The sequence below is a fragment of the Sphingomonas changbaiensis NBRC 104936 genome (genome assembly GCF_000974765.1).
In the GTDB taxonomy this organism is placed as follows: domain Bacteria; phylum Pseudomonadota; class Alphaproteobacteria; order Sphingomonadales; family Sphingomonadaceae; genus Sphingomonas_B; species Sphingomonas_B changbaiensis.
The window spans coordinates 1-15,426 of the sequence record NZ_BBWU01000051.1 but is presented as its reverse complement, the minus strand read 5'-3'; the positions used below and the strand labels follow the sequence as shown (position 1 = coordinate 15,426).

General features: G+C 63.3%; 12 protein-coding genes. 5 read left to right on the top strand and 7 right to left on the bottom strand.

Translation table 11 applies throughout. From position 1 onward, the window contains the following. Window positions 1-11: 11 nt before the first annotated feature. Both SCH01S_RS14090 and SCH01S_RS14085 read right to left on the bottom strand, forming a co-directional pair. Window positions 12-2,147, bottom strand: coding sequence for a prolyl oligopeptidase family serine peptidase (locus SCH01S_RS14090; RefSeq protein ID WP_084689590.1), 2,136 nt, complete (start codon window positions 2,145-2,147; stop codon window positions 12-14). Between the two features lie 48 nt (window positions 2,148-2,195). After that, window positions 2,196-5,099: a TonB-dependent receptor domain-containing protein gene (locus SCH01S_RS14085; RefSeq protein WP_084689589.1), complete on the bottom strand. Its 2,904-nt coding sequence runs from the start codon at window positions 5,097-5,099 to the stop codon at window positions 2,196-2,198. An 857-nt stretch (window positions 5,100-5,956) separates the two neighbouring features. Here SCH01S_RS14085 and SCH01S_RS17280 point away from each other — a divergent pair. Further along, the gene (locus tag SCH01S_RS17280; RefSeq protein ID WP_245612279.1) at window positions 5,957-6,637 is read left to right on the top strand and encodes a PEPxxWA-CTERM sorting domain-containing protein; all 681 of its coding nucleotides are present in this window, start codon (window positions 5,957-5,959) and stop codon (window positions 6,635-6,637) included. Window positions 6,638-6,822: 185 nt separating this feature from the next. Here the strand turns inward: SCH01S_RS17280 and SCH01S_RS14075 are convergent, their stop codons facing one another. Continuing rightward, window positions 6,823-7,470, bottom strand: a complete 648-nt coding sequence (locus SCH01S_RS14075) for a glutathione S-transferase family protein (RefSeq protein WP_046349466.1) — start codon at window positions 7,468-7,470, stop codon at window positions 6,823-6,825. A gap of 20 nt (window positions 7,471-7,490) precedes the next feature. Continuing rightward, complete coding sequence (locus SCH01S_RS14070) at window positions 7,491-8,537, bottom strand: AraC family transcriptional regulator (protein WP_245612278.1); 1,047 nt, start codon at window positions 8,535-8,537, stop codon at window positions 7,491-7,493. Window positions 8,538-8,644: 107 nt separating this feature from the next. Here SCH01S_RS14070 and SCH01S_RS14065 point away from each other — a divergent pair, with 107 nt between their 5' ends. Next, a complete protein-coding gene (locus tag SCH01S_RS14065; RefSeq protein WP_084689588.1) occupies window positions 8,645-9,262 on the top strand; it encodes a PilZ domain-containing protein in 618 nt (205 codons plus the stop codon). A gap of 330 nt (window positions 9,263-9,592) precedes the next feature. Here the strand turns inward: SCH01S_RS14065 and SCH01S_RS14060 are convergent, their stop codons facing one another. Together SCH01S_RS14060 and SCH01S_RS14055 are read right to left on the bottom strand one after the other, a co-directional pair. Further along, the gene (locus tag SCH01S_RS14060; RefSeq protein WP_046349464.1) at window positions 9,593-10,252 is read right to left on the bottom strand and encodes an anti-sigma factor family protein; all 660 of its coding nucleotides are present in this window, start codon (window positions 10,250-10,252) and stop codon (window positions 9,593-9,595) included. Next, the gene (locus SCH01S_RS14055; protein ID WP_046349463.1) at window positions 10,249-10,746 is read right to left on the bottom strand and encodes an RNA polymerase sigma factor; all 498 of its coding nucleotides are present in this window, start codon (window positions 10,744-10,746) and stop codon (window positions 10,249-10,251) included. The genes SCH01S_RS14060 and SCH01S_RS14055 overlap by 4 nt, the downstream gene beginning before the upstream one ends. A 57-nt stretch (window positions 10,747-10,803) precedes the next feature. On the opposite strand from SCH01S_RS14055, the gene SCH01S_RS14050 reads away from it, so the two are divergent. Next, entirely contained in the window at window positions 10,804-12,018 is a 1,215-nt protein-coding gene (locus tag SCH01S_RS14050; RefSeq protein ID WP_245612277.1) for a S8 family serine peptidase, read from the top strand. Window positions 12,019-12,105: 87 nt separating this feature from the next. Then, the gene (locus SCH01S_RS16875) at window positions 12,106-12,915 is read left to right on the top strand and encodes a hypothetical protein (protein ID WP_052733950.1); all 810 of its coding nucleotides are present in this window, start codon (window positions 12,106-12,108) and stop codon (window positions 12,913-12,915) included. A 187-nt stretch (window positions 12,916-13,102) separates the two neighbouring features. On the opposite strand, the gene SCH01S_RS14040 is transcribed toward SCH01S_RS16875, so the two are convergent. Next, window positions 13,103-14,215 (bottom strand): NADH:flavin oxidoreductase/NADH oxidase, encoded by a 1,113-nt coding sequence (locus SCH01S_RS14040; protein WP_046349461.1) that lies wholly within the window; start codon window positions 14,213-14,215, stop codon window positions 13,103-13,105. A 390-nt stretch (window positions 14,216-14,605) separates the two neighbouring features. Here SCH01S_RS14040 and SCH01S_RS14035 point away from each other — a divergent pair, with 390 nt between their 5' ends. Further along, window positions 14,606-15,298, top strand: a complete 693-nt coding sequence (locus SCH01S_RS14035; protein ID WP_046349460.1) for a TMEM175 family protein — start codon at window positions 14,606-14,608, stop codon at window positions 15,296-15,298. The last annotated feature ends 128 nt before the right edge of the window (window positions 15,299-15,426 follow it).

The following is a 15,426-nucleotide window of genomic DNA, read 5'->3' as shown; positions in this document are numbered from 1 at the left end:
GCATATCAGCTTCACTGCGCGGCCGCCTTGGGGCCGAGGCGATCCCACAGATAGGTAAACTCCACGGCTCGTGCGAGCGAACGCAGTCGCCAGTCGCCGGGGGGCGGACCGCCGGCCAGCTCCCAATAATGCCCGCCTTGAGCATCCTCATAATAGATGTTGTTGTGGCCCAGCGCGGTCAGGCGATATGAAAAGCGGCGAGCATGCCCGGGCAACACTCGATCATCGTCGGTCGCCGTGATGATCAGCGGAACCGGGTAGTGGATGTCAGGATCCGCGATGTTCTGCATCGGCGAGTAGCTTCTGAGGAAGCTGCGCATATCCGGGTCGCGCGGGTCTCCATATTCGGCAAGCCAGGTCCCCCCCGGCGAAAGCTCATGGAAATCGAGCATATCGATCAGCGGGCCGCCGATGACGACTGCGTTCATCAGCTCGGGTTTTTGCTCCATTACGGTTGCGACCATCAGGCCGCCGTTCGAGCGCCCCATGATGCCAAGGTGTGCGGGAGTGGCGACGCCGCGACGGCTGAGGTCCGCCAGAACGGCCTCCATATCGTCGAACGGCTGCTGCCGGTTTTTGCGCATCGCGCCGCGATGCCACGGCGCCCGAAACTCGCCACCGCCCCGCAGATACGCCTGCACATAAGCGCCGCCCCGCTCCAGCCACAGTTTGCCGAAGATCGGCTCGTAACGTGGCGTCACCGCAACGTCGTAGCCGCCATAGCCATACACGAGGGTCGGCGTGCTGCCGTTGAGCGGCATGTTGCGCCGGTGCGTGATCAGATATGTTATCGTCGTTCCGTCCCGGCTGACGGTGCGGAACTGCTCGGAAACGAGATTGGCCGTTTCAAACTGTGGCTTGCGCTGCGCAAGCGTCGTGGTTGCGCCATTGTCCGGATCGAACAGGATCAGCCGCTCGGGGATGAGAGGCGCTTCTTCACGCGCCAGAAGCTTCCCGTCGACAAAGCTGATGTCCGACAGGAACCGAGGACTGTTGAAGGGCAGCAACCGCTCACGGGTCTGCCCCTGATCATCGCTGCGAAGTTCGACGACGCGCGAAAAACCGTCATGCAACAGCTCGACGAACAAGCGGTCGCGACCGCTCACCGTGCCGCGCACGGCGTCGTTGCCTGATGGCGTGAAGATTAGCTCCGCATCCGTGACCTTCGCGTCCTGCATGATCGGCGCCAGCGGGACGGCAACCAGCGTGCCGGCCGCGAAGCCTTGCCCGGCGCCTTCCGGTTGCCATGCCTCGTTCGGTCGAAGGAGCAGCTTCCCCGCATGCACGCCCATGATCGACGAATAGGGCGGCAGCGAAATCGGGCGGCTGGCGCCGTCCAGGGTCATCAACCGGTATTCGCGCCGTTCGAAGTCAACATGCCGCGCGACAACGAAGGCGTTGCTGCCGGCTGCCCGAATGAACGAGACGCTGAGCATTGCGTCATTGTCGTCGATAGAGAATATCGGCTTCGTCTTGGCGAGGTCCGACCCTCGACGCCACACGCGCAGCGTCTTGGGCACGTCCCAGTTGTTGACGCTGTCGGGTCCGAGGACCGGCGAGACGAGCAGGGTATCGGCATCGTACCACCAGGCCCTGCTCTTGCTGTTCGGGATTTGAAAACCGCCAGGTACGAAGCGCAGCTGGTCGAGATCGAACTCTCGCGTATCGTTCGCGTCCTTGCCGTTTTCGGAAAGCCGCACCAGGCAGCGTCGTTCCCGACAGCTGGCGCCCGCGAAGAACCATTTGTGTTTTTCGGCAGCAGACAAGGCGTCCAGGTCCAGAACCACGGCCCAGCTTGGCTTTCCGGCAAGGTAGGACTGTTTGGACGTCCGCCGCCACACGCCCAACGGCCGGTCGCGTTCCTGGTGATATTGGTAGACGTCGTCGCCGATAAAGGTGACGTCCTCGATCCGGGAATCGTCAGTCAGGACGGCGACGGCGTCCGATTGCAGCGCCTCGAAATTCGGAGATGCGCGCAGCCTGTCCAGCGTGCTGCGGCGTTGTTCTTCAACCCAATGCAATGTCCGGCTGCTGTTCTGATTCAGCCAGGCCGGCCCATGTTCGTCTGGCGCCGCTGTTGCCTGCCCGAAAGCACCCGCAACCGGCATTGCGCACACCAGCGCCGCAACGCACCAAATCTGTCGCATTCCCGAAACTCCAATACGGCCCGGATCGAGGATCCGGGCCGAGGATTATCAGAAGCCCACCGATAGGCCGGCGTAGAAGAAGCGCCCCGTGATCGGGAAGATCTCTGCACCGGCATAGCTGCCTGCCCCGCCTGCACGCGTGTCCGGCAGATTCGGGGGCTGGCGATCGAACACATTGTCGATGCCGGCATAGGCCCGGATCTTGTCCGTGAAGCGATAGCCGCCCTGCAGGTTGAAGAGGAGGAAATTGCCGCTTCCATAAGTCGCGCGGTTATCTTCCGGCGTGGAGGGCTGCACGTCACGCACCATGTTGGACAGATAATTGACCGTGCCGGTCAGATCGAAGCGATCGATCTCCCAGTTGGTGGTCAGCCGAGCCTTCCACTTCGGATAGCCGAACTCGCCATTGAAATCGATCACGTTGCTGCCCGTAAGTGTTCCCGGCGCGACAACCGTCGTCACCTTGAACATGCGCGAGCCGACCAAGCCGAAGTTCAGGGTGCCGAGGTCGCCGATGGTCTCACGCCAGCGCAGTTCGAAATCGACGCCCTCGCGGTCGAGACGGGAGACGTTGATGTTTTGGCGGCGGATCTGCTGGATGTCTCCGCCGTTCGCACGCGTGATCGACTGGCAGAACGGATTGTCGATCGTGTTCAGGTCGACGCAGTTGTTCAGAATGTCCTGGGCCGCAAAGACGTTGATCGCGTCTTTGATCTTGATGCGGAAATAGTCGACCGTTGCCGAGAAGCCCGGCAGGAAGGACGGCGTAAGGACAGCGCCCGCGGTCAAAGTGTCGGCCGTCTCGACATCGAGGTTGGGATTTCCGCTGGTGCTGGTGCGAATATTGATTGTGCGGGCGTTCGAGACATAGCCCGCGGGCACGCCCAGCGCGGCGCAGTTGGTTGCACGGTTTCCGCTCCGCCCGACGAAATTGACGTCGCAAGGATCATCAACCGTCAGAAATCCTTCGCTGCCGGGCGAGAAAAGCTCGCCAACGTTCGGGGCGCGGACGGCGCGGGCAAGGATGGCCCGAAAACGAATGTCGCTCGTCGGTGCGTAAGTCCCGCCGAATTTCCAGCTGGTGGTTCGACCCGACGTCGAATAGTCCGAGAGGCGCACCGCAGCTTCGAGCTCGAGCTTCTTGGCGAGCGGCACGTTCGTCAGGATCGGGACCACCGTTTCGGCAAAGACTTCGGCGACGTCGAACTGGCCGGACGTCGACTGACGCTTGGTGAAGAAGAAGCCCTGTCCCGCAGCGTCCACAGGCGAAACGAGATATACGCTCTTCTCGCGCCGATATTCGGCACCGGCCGAAATCCCGATCGGGCCTGCGCCCCAGAAGTCTCCAAGCGAGCCGGTCACGTTCGCGGTTGCGACAAGCTGGGTAAGATTGGCGGTCTCGGTCGCGAACGGAATCTTGATGTAGGAGAGCGCTGCAGGCGTGATCGCCGCGCCATCCTGGAGGAAGTTGATGGGAACGCAGCCTTGGCTCCGCGCGTCCACTGAGCGGCAGCGGATAACGCCGTCGGGGTCGCGCACGGCGTCGAGCGCATTCAGGAAGCGCCGCTGATCGACGTCATTGACGCGCGTGTTCGAGAAATCGGTTTCGCCATACTGCACCGATGCCTCGTACTTGAAGTCGCCGATGCCGATTGTTCCCCGGGACCCGGCAACGAACTGAAACAAGTCGCGGCTCGTATCTTGGCCGCGCAAACCGAGCTCCTGGTCCGAGCGAAGGATCCCGATCGACGTGACGTTTGCCTGCTGCATCAGGGCAGCCAGGGACGGAGTGACAAACGGATTGTTGATCGAAATTTTGTTCGTATTCGGGGGGATCTCAAAGACGGAGCCGAAGCGCGACGAGGATTTGGTTTTGGCGAAACGGCCTTCGAAGAATAGGTCGAACGCATCGCTCAGCTCGTAATTTCCGTTGGCCGACACCAGGAAGCGCTGGACGGGAATGCGAAGCGCGCACTTTGCCTGAGGACATTGAGAGTCATAGCCAAGCTCGGCCTCGCCGCCATCGGTATACTGGCCGCCCCCGATCAGGCCTGAAGGACCGAGCGCGAACGGCCGAACACTGCCGTCCTCGTTGAAGCCGAATGCTTCAGGACCGTTGCCACGGTTGAGGATAAAGGCCGACTGCTGCTGGCCGCCGATCTGGCGAACATTATCGACGATGATCCAGTCCGGAACCCCGTCGTTCGGTCCTTTGCTCGCGGGATTTGCGATATAGTTGCGGCCATTGATGGCCTGCTTCCGGGCATCATAGGCGATACCGCCTTCGCGGGTATAGCCGATGAACGCGTTCACGTTGCCGCGTCCGTCAGGGAAATTAGTGCCGGCGAGACCGCTGATCGAGTAGCGGGTGGCATCCCCCCGCTGCGATGTGCCGAGTTGCGCGTCGACCTGAAAACCCTCGAAGTCGTGCTTGAGGATGACGTTGAGAACGCCAGACACAGCGTCGGCGCCGTAAACCGCAGAGGCGCCCCCCGTGATGACTTCGATGCGCTCGATCAGCGGGGTCGGGATCGTGTTCAGATCGACCGACGTGGTATTCGGGTTCGAGCCGACCTGCCGCCGGCCATTGACGAGTACAAGCGTCCGATTAGTACCCAATGCGCGAAGATCGACGAGATCCAGGCCGGCCCCGTTGAAGGTGACGCCGGAGGATTCGGAACCAAGGCCAGGTGCAACCGCCGGGAGCTGACGGAGGAGATCACCGGAGCTGACGGAACCCGCTCGTGCCACGTCTTCCGCGCCCAGCATGACAGTCGGCGTGGTGGTCGTCTCGCCGGTTCGCGCAATTCGTGACCCGGTAACAACAATGTCCTGTTCAGCTGGCGTGGCAGAGCTCACCTGAACTTCGGCCGGTGCGGTTTGCGCCAACAAAGCGGTGTGACAGCAGGTGCCAACGAGCGCCGCTAGCGCGGCCCTCCCAACGGTTCCCATTCAATCTCTCCCTGTTCGTTCCCGACATTGGGCGCCAAGAATCGTATACGTTATCCAGAGCCATTTTTCGGAGTTGTCAAGGTGCAACTACGCGCCGGCAATGCGCGCCCAGCTATGGTTTTGCTCTGTAAGAAAAGAAAACATTGTTCCCACGATACAAAGACTTTTGACGGGATGTTCCTGCGCTGCCGCAGGCATGCTCACGATGGCCAAGGCCAAGCTCGGCGAGGGTGTCGGAAGCGGCCGCCCGACCGTGCCGGCACCCAAGGTGGGACCCACTTCATTCGGGGCGTTCCACAAACTGAGGCGCGACCAGGTGGGCCGACCAAGCATCGTCAACAAGAAAGGCAATTGCCTACTGCTCGTCTCCAGATTGCCAGATAGGAGCAGTTTGCCGCGATTTCTTCGTCCGGCCCCTAAAACGGCGGCCGCAACGATCCTTCCTGACCGAGCCGCTCCGGGACCGCCGTATTCACGGGCAAACCTCATAGGAGCTACGCCCAAGTCCGGCATGAGGACGCAATTGTGGACGGCGCGCCCTTGCGGGATCTCCGCCGCGGGTCTCAGATCGCCCGAGCGGGCACTTGCGATCGAAATTTAGAGGGCCGATCAGCGCCCCTAGCTGCCGCGCGACACAGTTCACGGCATTGTCCACTTCGTGCCTTCATAGCGGTCGTTCGCAGGGCGGCCGCGCGATCCTAGAATCGGTCGTTCGTTGAAGTGGCCCGCGGACATACGCTCGGCGCAGATTGCTCCGATCTGGCACGATTTTTCTGGTGGCAAAATTTTCCAATCATTTGGACCAGTCCATCCGTAGCCCTCGTGCGGGCGACTTCGCGCCCCAAGGGGTGAGTATAATGATAGGAAAGCTTTGCATTGCCGTGGCGGCAGTGTCGTTGGCCACGCCGGCTCTTGCTCAGGATGCTGCGACACCGAATTCCGCGCCGCGCGAGGGATGGCAATACGGCCATGGCAACAATTACAGCCCTTCGAATACCCTTGTGGACGCTACAGCCGTCGGTTTAGGTGACGAACTGGCTCTTCGCATTCACCAGACCGGCGAGGTTGCACCGGCGTCCACTGGCAACGTCTATTCGTTCGCGCTGGGCCTTCCAGCGGACCAATACAGTTTCGACTGGGACCTCGGGTTATTCAACCATGGCGCTGACAGCGCTCTGATCACGCTAACGAACATCGGAACCGGCCAGACTTTCAGCTATAATCCGCTCGCTCCCGGAAACGACAATACCGCAGCTTTTGACGCCCTGACCGGCAGCTACAGCAGTCAGAACAGCTTCCGGTTCAATTGGGCGCCAATCGGCTTCGATCCGTCTGCTAACGGCAGTTACAGCGTGAATTTGTCCACATCCTTGGGCGGGAATACCCAATATTCGCTGACTGCGACTGCCCAATTCGGTTCAGGAACGGTTGCCGCTGTTCCGGAGCCCGCAACATGGGCCATGATGCTGTTCGGTTTCGGCGGGATCGGGTTCGCAACGCGCCGCAAGCGAGCTCCGGCGCTGGCGCAGATCGCTTAGTCGAACAGGTTTTGAGATTATTCCGGACGGGCGCTGCAACGATGCGGCGCCCGTCCTTTGTTGTGCGCGCCGTCGGGTTCGAGGCCATCTTGACATCTGGATTGAGGCGGTGAGCCACCGCGGCAGCAACGCGCCTTAACACTTGGCGTTCGCGGCTCGCTGATTATCAACCGGAGTTGAAAAGCTCAAATGCGCCTGGCCCGGCTGTCATCGGCGGCCGCGAAATGCCTCAGCTGGTCGGCATGAGCCTTCTTGAAAGCGGGTCGAGAAACAAGACGTTCAACGTAGGATTCGCTGGCGGGGCGGTCACCCCGGTCGCGAATGGCAGGAACGCGCAGCACGTCGGCCATCATCAGATCGGCAGCAGTGAACCGGTCTCTGACGAGCCATTCGCGTTCGCTCAATATGGCTTCCATGTGAGCAAGCCGACTGTCGAGCCATCCAGACAAGCCATTTTCATTGTCCCCGGAGAGCCCGAGGAACCACCACGAAACGGAAACCATTTCAATGGAATTGAGCGCGGCAATTACCCACTGGAGGGTTTCAGCTTCGCCGGTTGCGCTCCGCGGCATCAGGGTATCGCTCTTACGTGCCAAGTGTAGCAGGCATGCACCGCTTTCAAAGATCGTAATCTCGCCATCTGTAAGAAATGGCACTTGCCCGAACGGCTGCCGATCAAGGTGGTTGGTGTCACGGTCCTCAAAGGCAACGGTGCGAACGTCGTAGCGAAGCCCTGCTTCTTCGGCGGCCCAGCGCAACCGCAAATCTCGGACGAACCCGCGTGGCCCTTCGGGCACCCAGTCCAGGGTCCAGATGGTCAGATCTTCGCTCATAGGATCCACATCCCTTTCGTCTATTTCAGCGGCAGGAAGAGTTCGCAGACCATCTCGGGCACTGGTACATTCGGGAACACTGACAAGTGCCGCCGGCAGTAGATCGGGAAGTCACGCGTTTCCTCGCCGCTGGCGGGAAGCCAATCGCGATAAAGGAAGAGCGCGGCGGCCTCGAGGTTGTTGGTATTGTGGACAATGCGCAGCACCGCGCAGCGTCCACCCGGTATCACGCCGGCCTTCATCTGCTCGTCGTCCGGCGCGATCGGCTGGTCGGTCCCGACACACAGGTCCATGCTGTAGTCGGCCGGGTTCGCGGGCGTTCGCTCCGAACGGAAGATGTTGAAGGTCGGACTCGTCTCGGGCGACAGGCCGGCCGCCTTGCGCCAGGCGATGAATTGCTCGATCGTCTCGCCGAGCGTCGCCCGATCGCCGCGATGCGCCATGACCGCCACCGGCGTGGAGGGAAGGTCGCGGATTGTCACGTCTTCATGGTCATAGATAATCTGCATGAGCTTGCTCCTCGCATTGTCGAGAGGCCCGAAGGCCGCAAGCCACGGCGCCCAGTCGGGCGATTTCCGGAACGACGACGGCGATTGCCCGAACCTCCGCCGAAAGGCGCGGGCAAAGGCATCCGGCGCATCGTAACCGGCATCCATCGCTATGTCCGTGACGCTCTCGGCGTCGTTCGAGGCCAGGCGGTGCGAAGCGCGCTTCAACCGGGCAAGCTGGACATAGCGATGCACGGACAACCCGAAGGTTGCCGTGAACTGCCGGTGGAAATGGAATTTCGAGAAGGCGGCGACCCGGCTCACCGTGTCCAGGTCCAGATCATCGTCGAGATGCAGGTCGACATAGTCCAGCACTCGTTGCATCCGGACCTTGTAGTTTTGAAGCGCCGCCTTCATCGTTCCTTCCTTCGTGGCGGGGCCAGCTAGGCGCTCAAGGCTGCCAGGCGCTCGACCGATCTTGCGGTTCAGGATGGCAGCGGCCTTAAAAGTGGCGCTCATCCAAATAGTATCCGTGGCCTGTTTAGCCCCCGCACCAAGCCGCCGCCCTGCAACAGGCACAGCAGCACTGAGTCCGAGCCGCTCCTACCGTAGAAATACGAGTCCAAGCTGAACTGAAAGAAAACTCGGCGACGCCAATGGGATAACCGGCTACAAGAGGACAAGGCATGTTGAGCGGTCTCAAAAAGACTTTGTTCCGGTCGCGAGGCGACGAGGACTCATCGGCGGATAACCGGAGACATCCTCGTCGAACCGTCTTTCTGGACGCGGCGATCTACGCCATCGACTTCTTTTCCGATGTCGTGATTCACAATGTGTCCGCCGAAGGATTTATGGGCGAGGCCGACGTCGAACTCACCATCGGAGAAAAGCTGCACCTGACGCTGGACGACAAGGCTTTTCAAACCGGCACCGTTCGATGGACAGAAGGAAAGACATTCGGCGTCTCCTTCGACACGCCGCTCGCCCGGACCGGTGCTGGCGACGACGCCCTCGATTATGGCTCAATGCCAGAGCACAAGCCACGCGCGCGGCGTGCTACGCTGAACATTCCAGCGCGTCTGAACCTGGGCCGCCCGCCCGAGCCCGCGAAAGTGAAGAACGTATCGCAATCAGGCATGTTGCTGGAGGCCTCCGCTAACTTGGGCGCCGGGCAGCATGTTCTTGTAAAGCTCGGCGACCGATCGCCGGTCGCCGCCGTCGTGAAGTGGCGCAAGGACGATCACATCGGGATCGAGACGGCGGAGCCCGTCGGCATCCTCTCGTTGGTGTATTCGAGCAACTGAGCCGGTGCGAGGCCGCTGCTGGCGATCTATTCGTCGGATCAAGTCGAAGAAAGCTCCATCAACCATGCCGCTTCGCGCCGTTCGCCGGACGTGAGCTGCGGGTTCCAGTATCCTCCGAACCGAACGTTCGCGCTTTCGAGCTCGGATGGTCCGCTCCGCGCCGATAGCTGCCGATCGGAGACTCGCTTGCAAATGGCCGATGTGCGCAGCATGTGCGCCATTCGCCCGTAAGCCAACGGCGTTTCATAGCCGTCACTTATTCATAGCGGCGAATCCAGGGACAACTTCTCGCACGAACGCGGCCACTGTGTCTTGTGCAACCCCCCGTCCTCATTTCCAATCGCTTTCCACGGCGAGGCGCTCTTGTACCGCGTCGAGCGGCACATCGGCAGCCATATCCTGTGCCGCCGCTGCGATGGCACCAGACCCGGCCTGGCGATACTCGGTCGCCTGAGCCGGTCCGGGCACGAGCTGGCGCAAGCGCCATGCTCCGCCGTCGCGGCAGGCGATACCGTCGAGCCTCTTCTGCTCGAACGTGCGGCACCAGGTGCCGTCACGCGCCTTGAAGGTCAGGCCCATCCGCACCGGCGCGTTCGGCGGCTGCGCGGAAGCGAGTTGCGTTTCGAGCGCCTGCGCCAGCGGGCCGGTCGCGAGCAGCGGATCGCGTACCGGCTGGAGCTGCCGGCCCAGCACCAGGCCCAGCACCAACGTCGCCGCAATCGCTGCCCATTGCGGAGCGGCCCAGCCAGCCCGCCGGCGCAGCGGCACCACCTTTGCGCCCGCGCGCACAGCGTCCCCCAGCCGCTCCGGGACCGGCTCTTCCGCAATCGGATCGAACCTCGCCTTGAGCAGGGCGCGCAACCGGCGCTCCGCTTCCACTTGCTGCGCGAACACAGGGTTGTCCGCCAGCGCGGCCTCGACACGGCGGCGCTCGATTTCATTAAGTTCGCCGTCGACGAATGCGCCGATCGTTTCGCGATCTATCGTCATATCGCTTTCCCTAGCTCGGCAATCAGCGCCTCGCGGCCGCGCGACAGACGCGAGGTGAGCGTGCCGATCGGCACGTCGAGCACAGCCGCCGCTTCCTTGTACGCCAGCCCCTCGACCAGTACGAGTGCGATCGCTTCGCGCTGTTCGGCGGGCAGCCGGCTCATTGCACGGTCGAGATCGGTCAGCTCCAGCTTGAGTTCTATGTGGCGCGCGCCGTCGTCGCCGACATGAGCGCCGGCTTCTTCGGGCGCAAAGGTCTGGTCGCGTCGTCCTCGCGCCCGCGCTTCATCGACCCACAGATTGCGCATGATCCGGTACATCCAACTATCCAGTCGCGTGCCCGGCTGCCACTGATCGCGCGACTTCAGCGCGCGTTCGATGGAGGCCTGGCACAGATCGTCGGCATCGGCGGGCGACCGCGCCAGCGCATGCGCGAACCGCCGCAAGCGCGGCAGCAGCGCGATCATATCGCCTTCGAAGCTTTGCCCGTCCATGCCGACGGGGATTAAACGATTGGACCCGAGCGTTTAATCCCCCGCAAAGGAATGAATGTGAAGCGCATCGCAATTCTGGCGATCCTGTTGCCCGGCGCTGCGTTCGCCCAGCTCGGCCTGCCGCCGATCGGCGGCGTGCTGCAGGGCGTGGAACGGACACTGCCGCGGGTCGGCGACCTGCCGGTGGTGAACGCCGCCCGTGGGCTGGTGCGGGCGCGCGTCGACCGGCTGCAGGATTTGGTGGCGCGCTTTCCGCGCGACCTGGAGCTCGATCCGCAAGGCAATCCGGCGGTGCGCGGCGAGCTGCTGCTGACCGGCGCCAGCGACACCCGCATCGCCGCGGCTGAAGCGGCAGGCTTTCGCGTGCTCGAACGTGGCACGGTCGAAGGCGCAGATGTGCCGTTCGTTCGCCTGGCCGTTCCGGACGGGCAATCGCTCGGCAGCGCGCTGAAGCGGCTGCGCAAGATCGCGCCAGAGGCTGAGGCAAGCGCCAACGCACTGCATTTCGAAAGCGGCATCGCTGCAGGCGGCGGCACCGCGCTCGCACAGGGCGGCGGCGGGTCGGGGCAGCCGATCGGCATGATCGATGGCGGAGTCGCGGCTGCGGCCGGCGTGAGCATGGCCGAGCAGCGCGGCTTTGCCGCCGGCGCCCCGGCCCCGAGCGGCCACGGCACCGCCGTCGCGTCGCTGATCGCCGGTACCGGCCGGGTGCGCGGCGCGGCGCCAGATGCCCCCTTGGTCGTCGCCGACATCTATGGCCGCGATCCGAAAGGCGGCAATGCCCTCGCGCTGGCCAAGGCGCTCGGTTGGATGGCCGAGAAAGGAGTGCGCGCCGTCACCGTCAGTCTGGTCGGGCCGGCCAATCCGCTGGTCGCAGCGACCGTCCGCGCGGTGCAGGGGAAGGGCGTGACGATCGTCGCCGCAGTCGGCAATGACGGCCCCGCCGCTCCGCCCGCCTATCCCGCCTCCTATCCCGGCGTGATCGCGGTGACGGCGGTCGATGGACGCAACCGGCCGCTGATCGAAGCCGGCCGGGCACTGCATCTCGACTTCGCAGCGCCCGGCGCAGACATGCTGGCGGCCAGTGCCGATGGCGGCGCGAGGCCGGTGCGCGGCACGTCCTTCGCCGCGCCACTGGTTGCCGGCCGGCTGGCGCGCACCGGCAGTGTTGCCGCCCTTGTCCGGGAAGCGCGCGACCTCGGCCCGCACGGTCCTGACAAGAGTTACGGACGCGGCTTGGTCTGCGGCGACTGTCGCACCCCGGTTCGCTGATTTTCACGACGCGAGGGATTAAACCCGGACCCGCTCTCGTTCTCGGATCAGGCGCAACGGCGCCGTGGTTTCGAACGGGAGACGAACATGCACAGGATTTTGGTCACGACGTCGCTGGCGGTAATCGCGTTGGCGGCCGCCCCCGCGTCGGCGCAATTGCTCGGCAGCGGCGGGCTGGGCGGATCGCTCGGAGGCACGCTGAACGGCACTCTCGGCGGCCTGGGGCCGGCCATGTCCAGCACCACCGGGTCGATCACCAACAGCGGCTCGATCCGGGCCGACAAGAGCGTCGACCGTCGTTCCGGCAAGGTGCACGGCAGTGCCGCGGGCTCCGGTTCTGCGAATGGAAATGCGGCGCACAGCTCAAGCCTGCTCGGCCAGACGTTGTCGGGCAGCGGATCGGGCAACGCGAGCGGCTCGGGCGGCGGCAGCGCCGACGCGCAGCTGATCGGCACCCATGCGGCGCGCGACGCCGCGGGTAATGCGGTCGGTACGGCGCGCGGCGCGGCTGGGTCTGCGGGCGGACTGACCGGCGGGCTCGGCAGCGTGACCGGGTCGGCGGCAGGCCAGGGCTCCGGCAGCGGTTCGACCAGCTATGGCGACGGCGCGCTCTCGGGCATGGACGAGCTGGGCGGCAGCGTCGCCAAGAATATCAACATCGCGCCTGGCACGCTGATCCAGGATTCGCGCGGCCGAGTGATCGGCGCGGTGCAGGATATCCGCACCAACGCGAAGGGCGCCGTGCAAGCTATCCTGGTTCGCGTCGGCGATGCGCAGGCACTGGTGCCGGTCGACAACTTCAGCGTCTCCGGCGACGGCAGCGCGCTCGTGTCAGCAATGGGGAAGGGACAGCTGCAGAAGACAGGCCAGACGCAAACGGCCAGCACAAAAGGCTGACCAATCACTAAACTGCGGGAAGGCGCGTGTGCTCCTGCGCCTTCCTGCCTTTCTCTCCTCAGGCAGCAACTCGAGATCGTCATCTCGCGACCAGCCTCGATGAGGTGCCCAGCCATCGCGCTAGCCGTTTGACCGAAACCGATAAAGCCGATCTTCATGTTGAGCCGCACGCGAACCGACGCGTCTCTCAGCCGAGCTCATAGTCAAACAGGTGCTTGTACCGACGCGGCTGTGACCGGAGATATTGCGGCGGCGCTTCGACGCGCGCTCCGAAATAAGCTGCAGCATGCCACGGCCAGCGCGGATCATAGAGCATCGTGCGGGCGAGCGCGACGAGGTCGGCGTCGCCGGTGCCGATGATCGCCTCCGCCTGCTCGAAACCGGTAATCAGGCCAACGGCAATCACCGGGATGTCGACCGCGGCCTTCACGGCGCGCGCGAGTGGCACCTGGTAACTCGGGCCAACCGGGATCTGCTGGCGCGGATCGAGTCCACCGCTCGAGACATGGATGCCGGCACAGCCGAGCGCCTCCAGCTCGCTGGCAAACTGCACGGTCTGCTCAATGTCCCAACCGCCGGCGACCCAATCGGTGCCGGAAACGCGCATGGTGACTGGCTTGCCGGGCGAGAATGCCTCCCGCACGCTGCGAAACACCTCCAGCGGAAATCGCATCCGGTTCTCGAGGCTTCCGCCATATTCGTCGTCCCGCTGGTTCGACAAAGGCGAGAGGAACTGGTGCAGGAGATAACCATGCGCACTGTGGATCTGCACCGCGTCGATTCCGAGCCGGTCTGCCCGCCTGGCCGCCTCTGCAAAGGCGTCCCTGATCTCGCTCATGCGCTCCTTGCTGAGCCGCTTGGGTGGGTTCTCTTCTTCGGAAAAAGCCAGCGCGGACGGCGCTTCCGTCTGCCAGCCGTTCGGGTCGCTTGGCGGCAGCTGCTGTCCGCCCTTCCACGGCACCTCCGTGGACGCCTTCCGGCCCGCGTGGGCGAGCTGGATCGCGATTGGCATCTTCGACCACCGGCGCACGCTCGCCAGCGTTTCGCCCAGCGCCGCTTCGGTCTTCTCGCCCCACAAGCCAACGTCAGCATAAGTGATGCGGCCCTCTGGCGCGACGGCCGTTGCCTCGATCGTCAACAGGGCTGCGCCAGAGAGGGCGAGCTGACCGAGATGAATGGTGTGCCAGTCGGTCATGCAGCCATCCACCGCCGAGTACTGGCACATCGGCGCCACCACGATGCGGTTACTCAGCCTCAGACGGCCAACGTCAAGCTGCTCGAACAATTTCGAAGAGGACACGGGAACACTCCTTGGGGCGGCCGCTGCTTCAAAGTGCCAGCGTAGCCATGTGTTCCTCGCGGCCGTGCAAAACCTTCGCAGGCAGCCCTGTCACTGGGGTGCTGCACAACGGCATTTTATTTGTGTCCCGCGTCATGCCTTGGCGCGTGTCCGGCCCGCGTGCGTTGCCGCAGCCCCACTGAGCACCCGGAAAATAGCTGCCGTTCAGGCACTCAAGTCGTTGAACGACTGCTTGCGACACAACTCAGCCATCGCGCCTAGTGGTCGTGGAGGGCGTAAGCAGGCTTTCTCCGAATGAACCTGCGGGCGACAGCTCTTGCCCCTTATCGGACATGACGAGCGCCCAGGAACCCTGCCGCTGGCTGGTCGTTTTGCCGGCTTCTCTGACGCATGCAGGCCAACCATATGGCCCAAGAAAATACATCTGGTGCCCAGCGCGGCTTGAGCCGTTTTGAAGGGTTCAGCGATGCTGTCTTCGCGATCGCGCTGACGTTGCTGATCGTCGAGATCAAAGTGCCTGGATCACCCGACGGCCCCCATGGCTACGCCGATTTGGCGAAGGCCATGGCCGAGCAATGGCGAGAACACCTCGCGCTGATCCTTTGCTATGTCGTGATCGGCGCTTACTGGCTCCAGCACCATTATTCCGGGCGCATCTACGCGAGAAGCGATCATTGGTTCAGCGCGATCAATCTGCTATTTCTTCTGGCCATTGTCGTCGTTCCCTATCCGATCCGTGCCTGGTGCTTTCACCTCGGCACGCGGTTTGAGTCGACCGGAGCCCTGACCCTCGTCGCGGGCTTGGCACTGATTGCCTGTACCTGGATGGCGAAGTGGTTCTACGGCATGTCGGGTCGTCGAGTGATGGACGAGAGGCTCGCACCCGATTTCCTTCGCCAGATGACGCGGCGCTACGGATTTGCGACTTTGATCCAGATCGCCGCCTTGCCTATTGTGATCGCGGCACCTCGACCGGGGGTCGCCGTGGCGCTCCTCTGTGTTGCCTTCTTCCTGCTGCCCCAACCGAAACCGCGCTACAATCCGGGAGAAGAGCCGAGCGAAGAGGAGAAGACCAGCCAATAGCCGACGTCGCAGTCGCCCAAACGTGATGCTTCGGTCGGGTGAGCCGGAAGGTTGGGCTGGCCGGCTCTCGACGTCCTCCTCGGGCATCAGCCGCGGGATCTAGATTGCTCCGAAGCAGACTTCGCCCT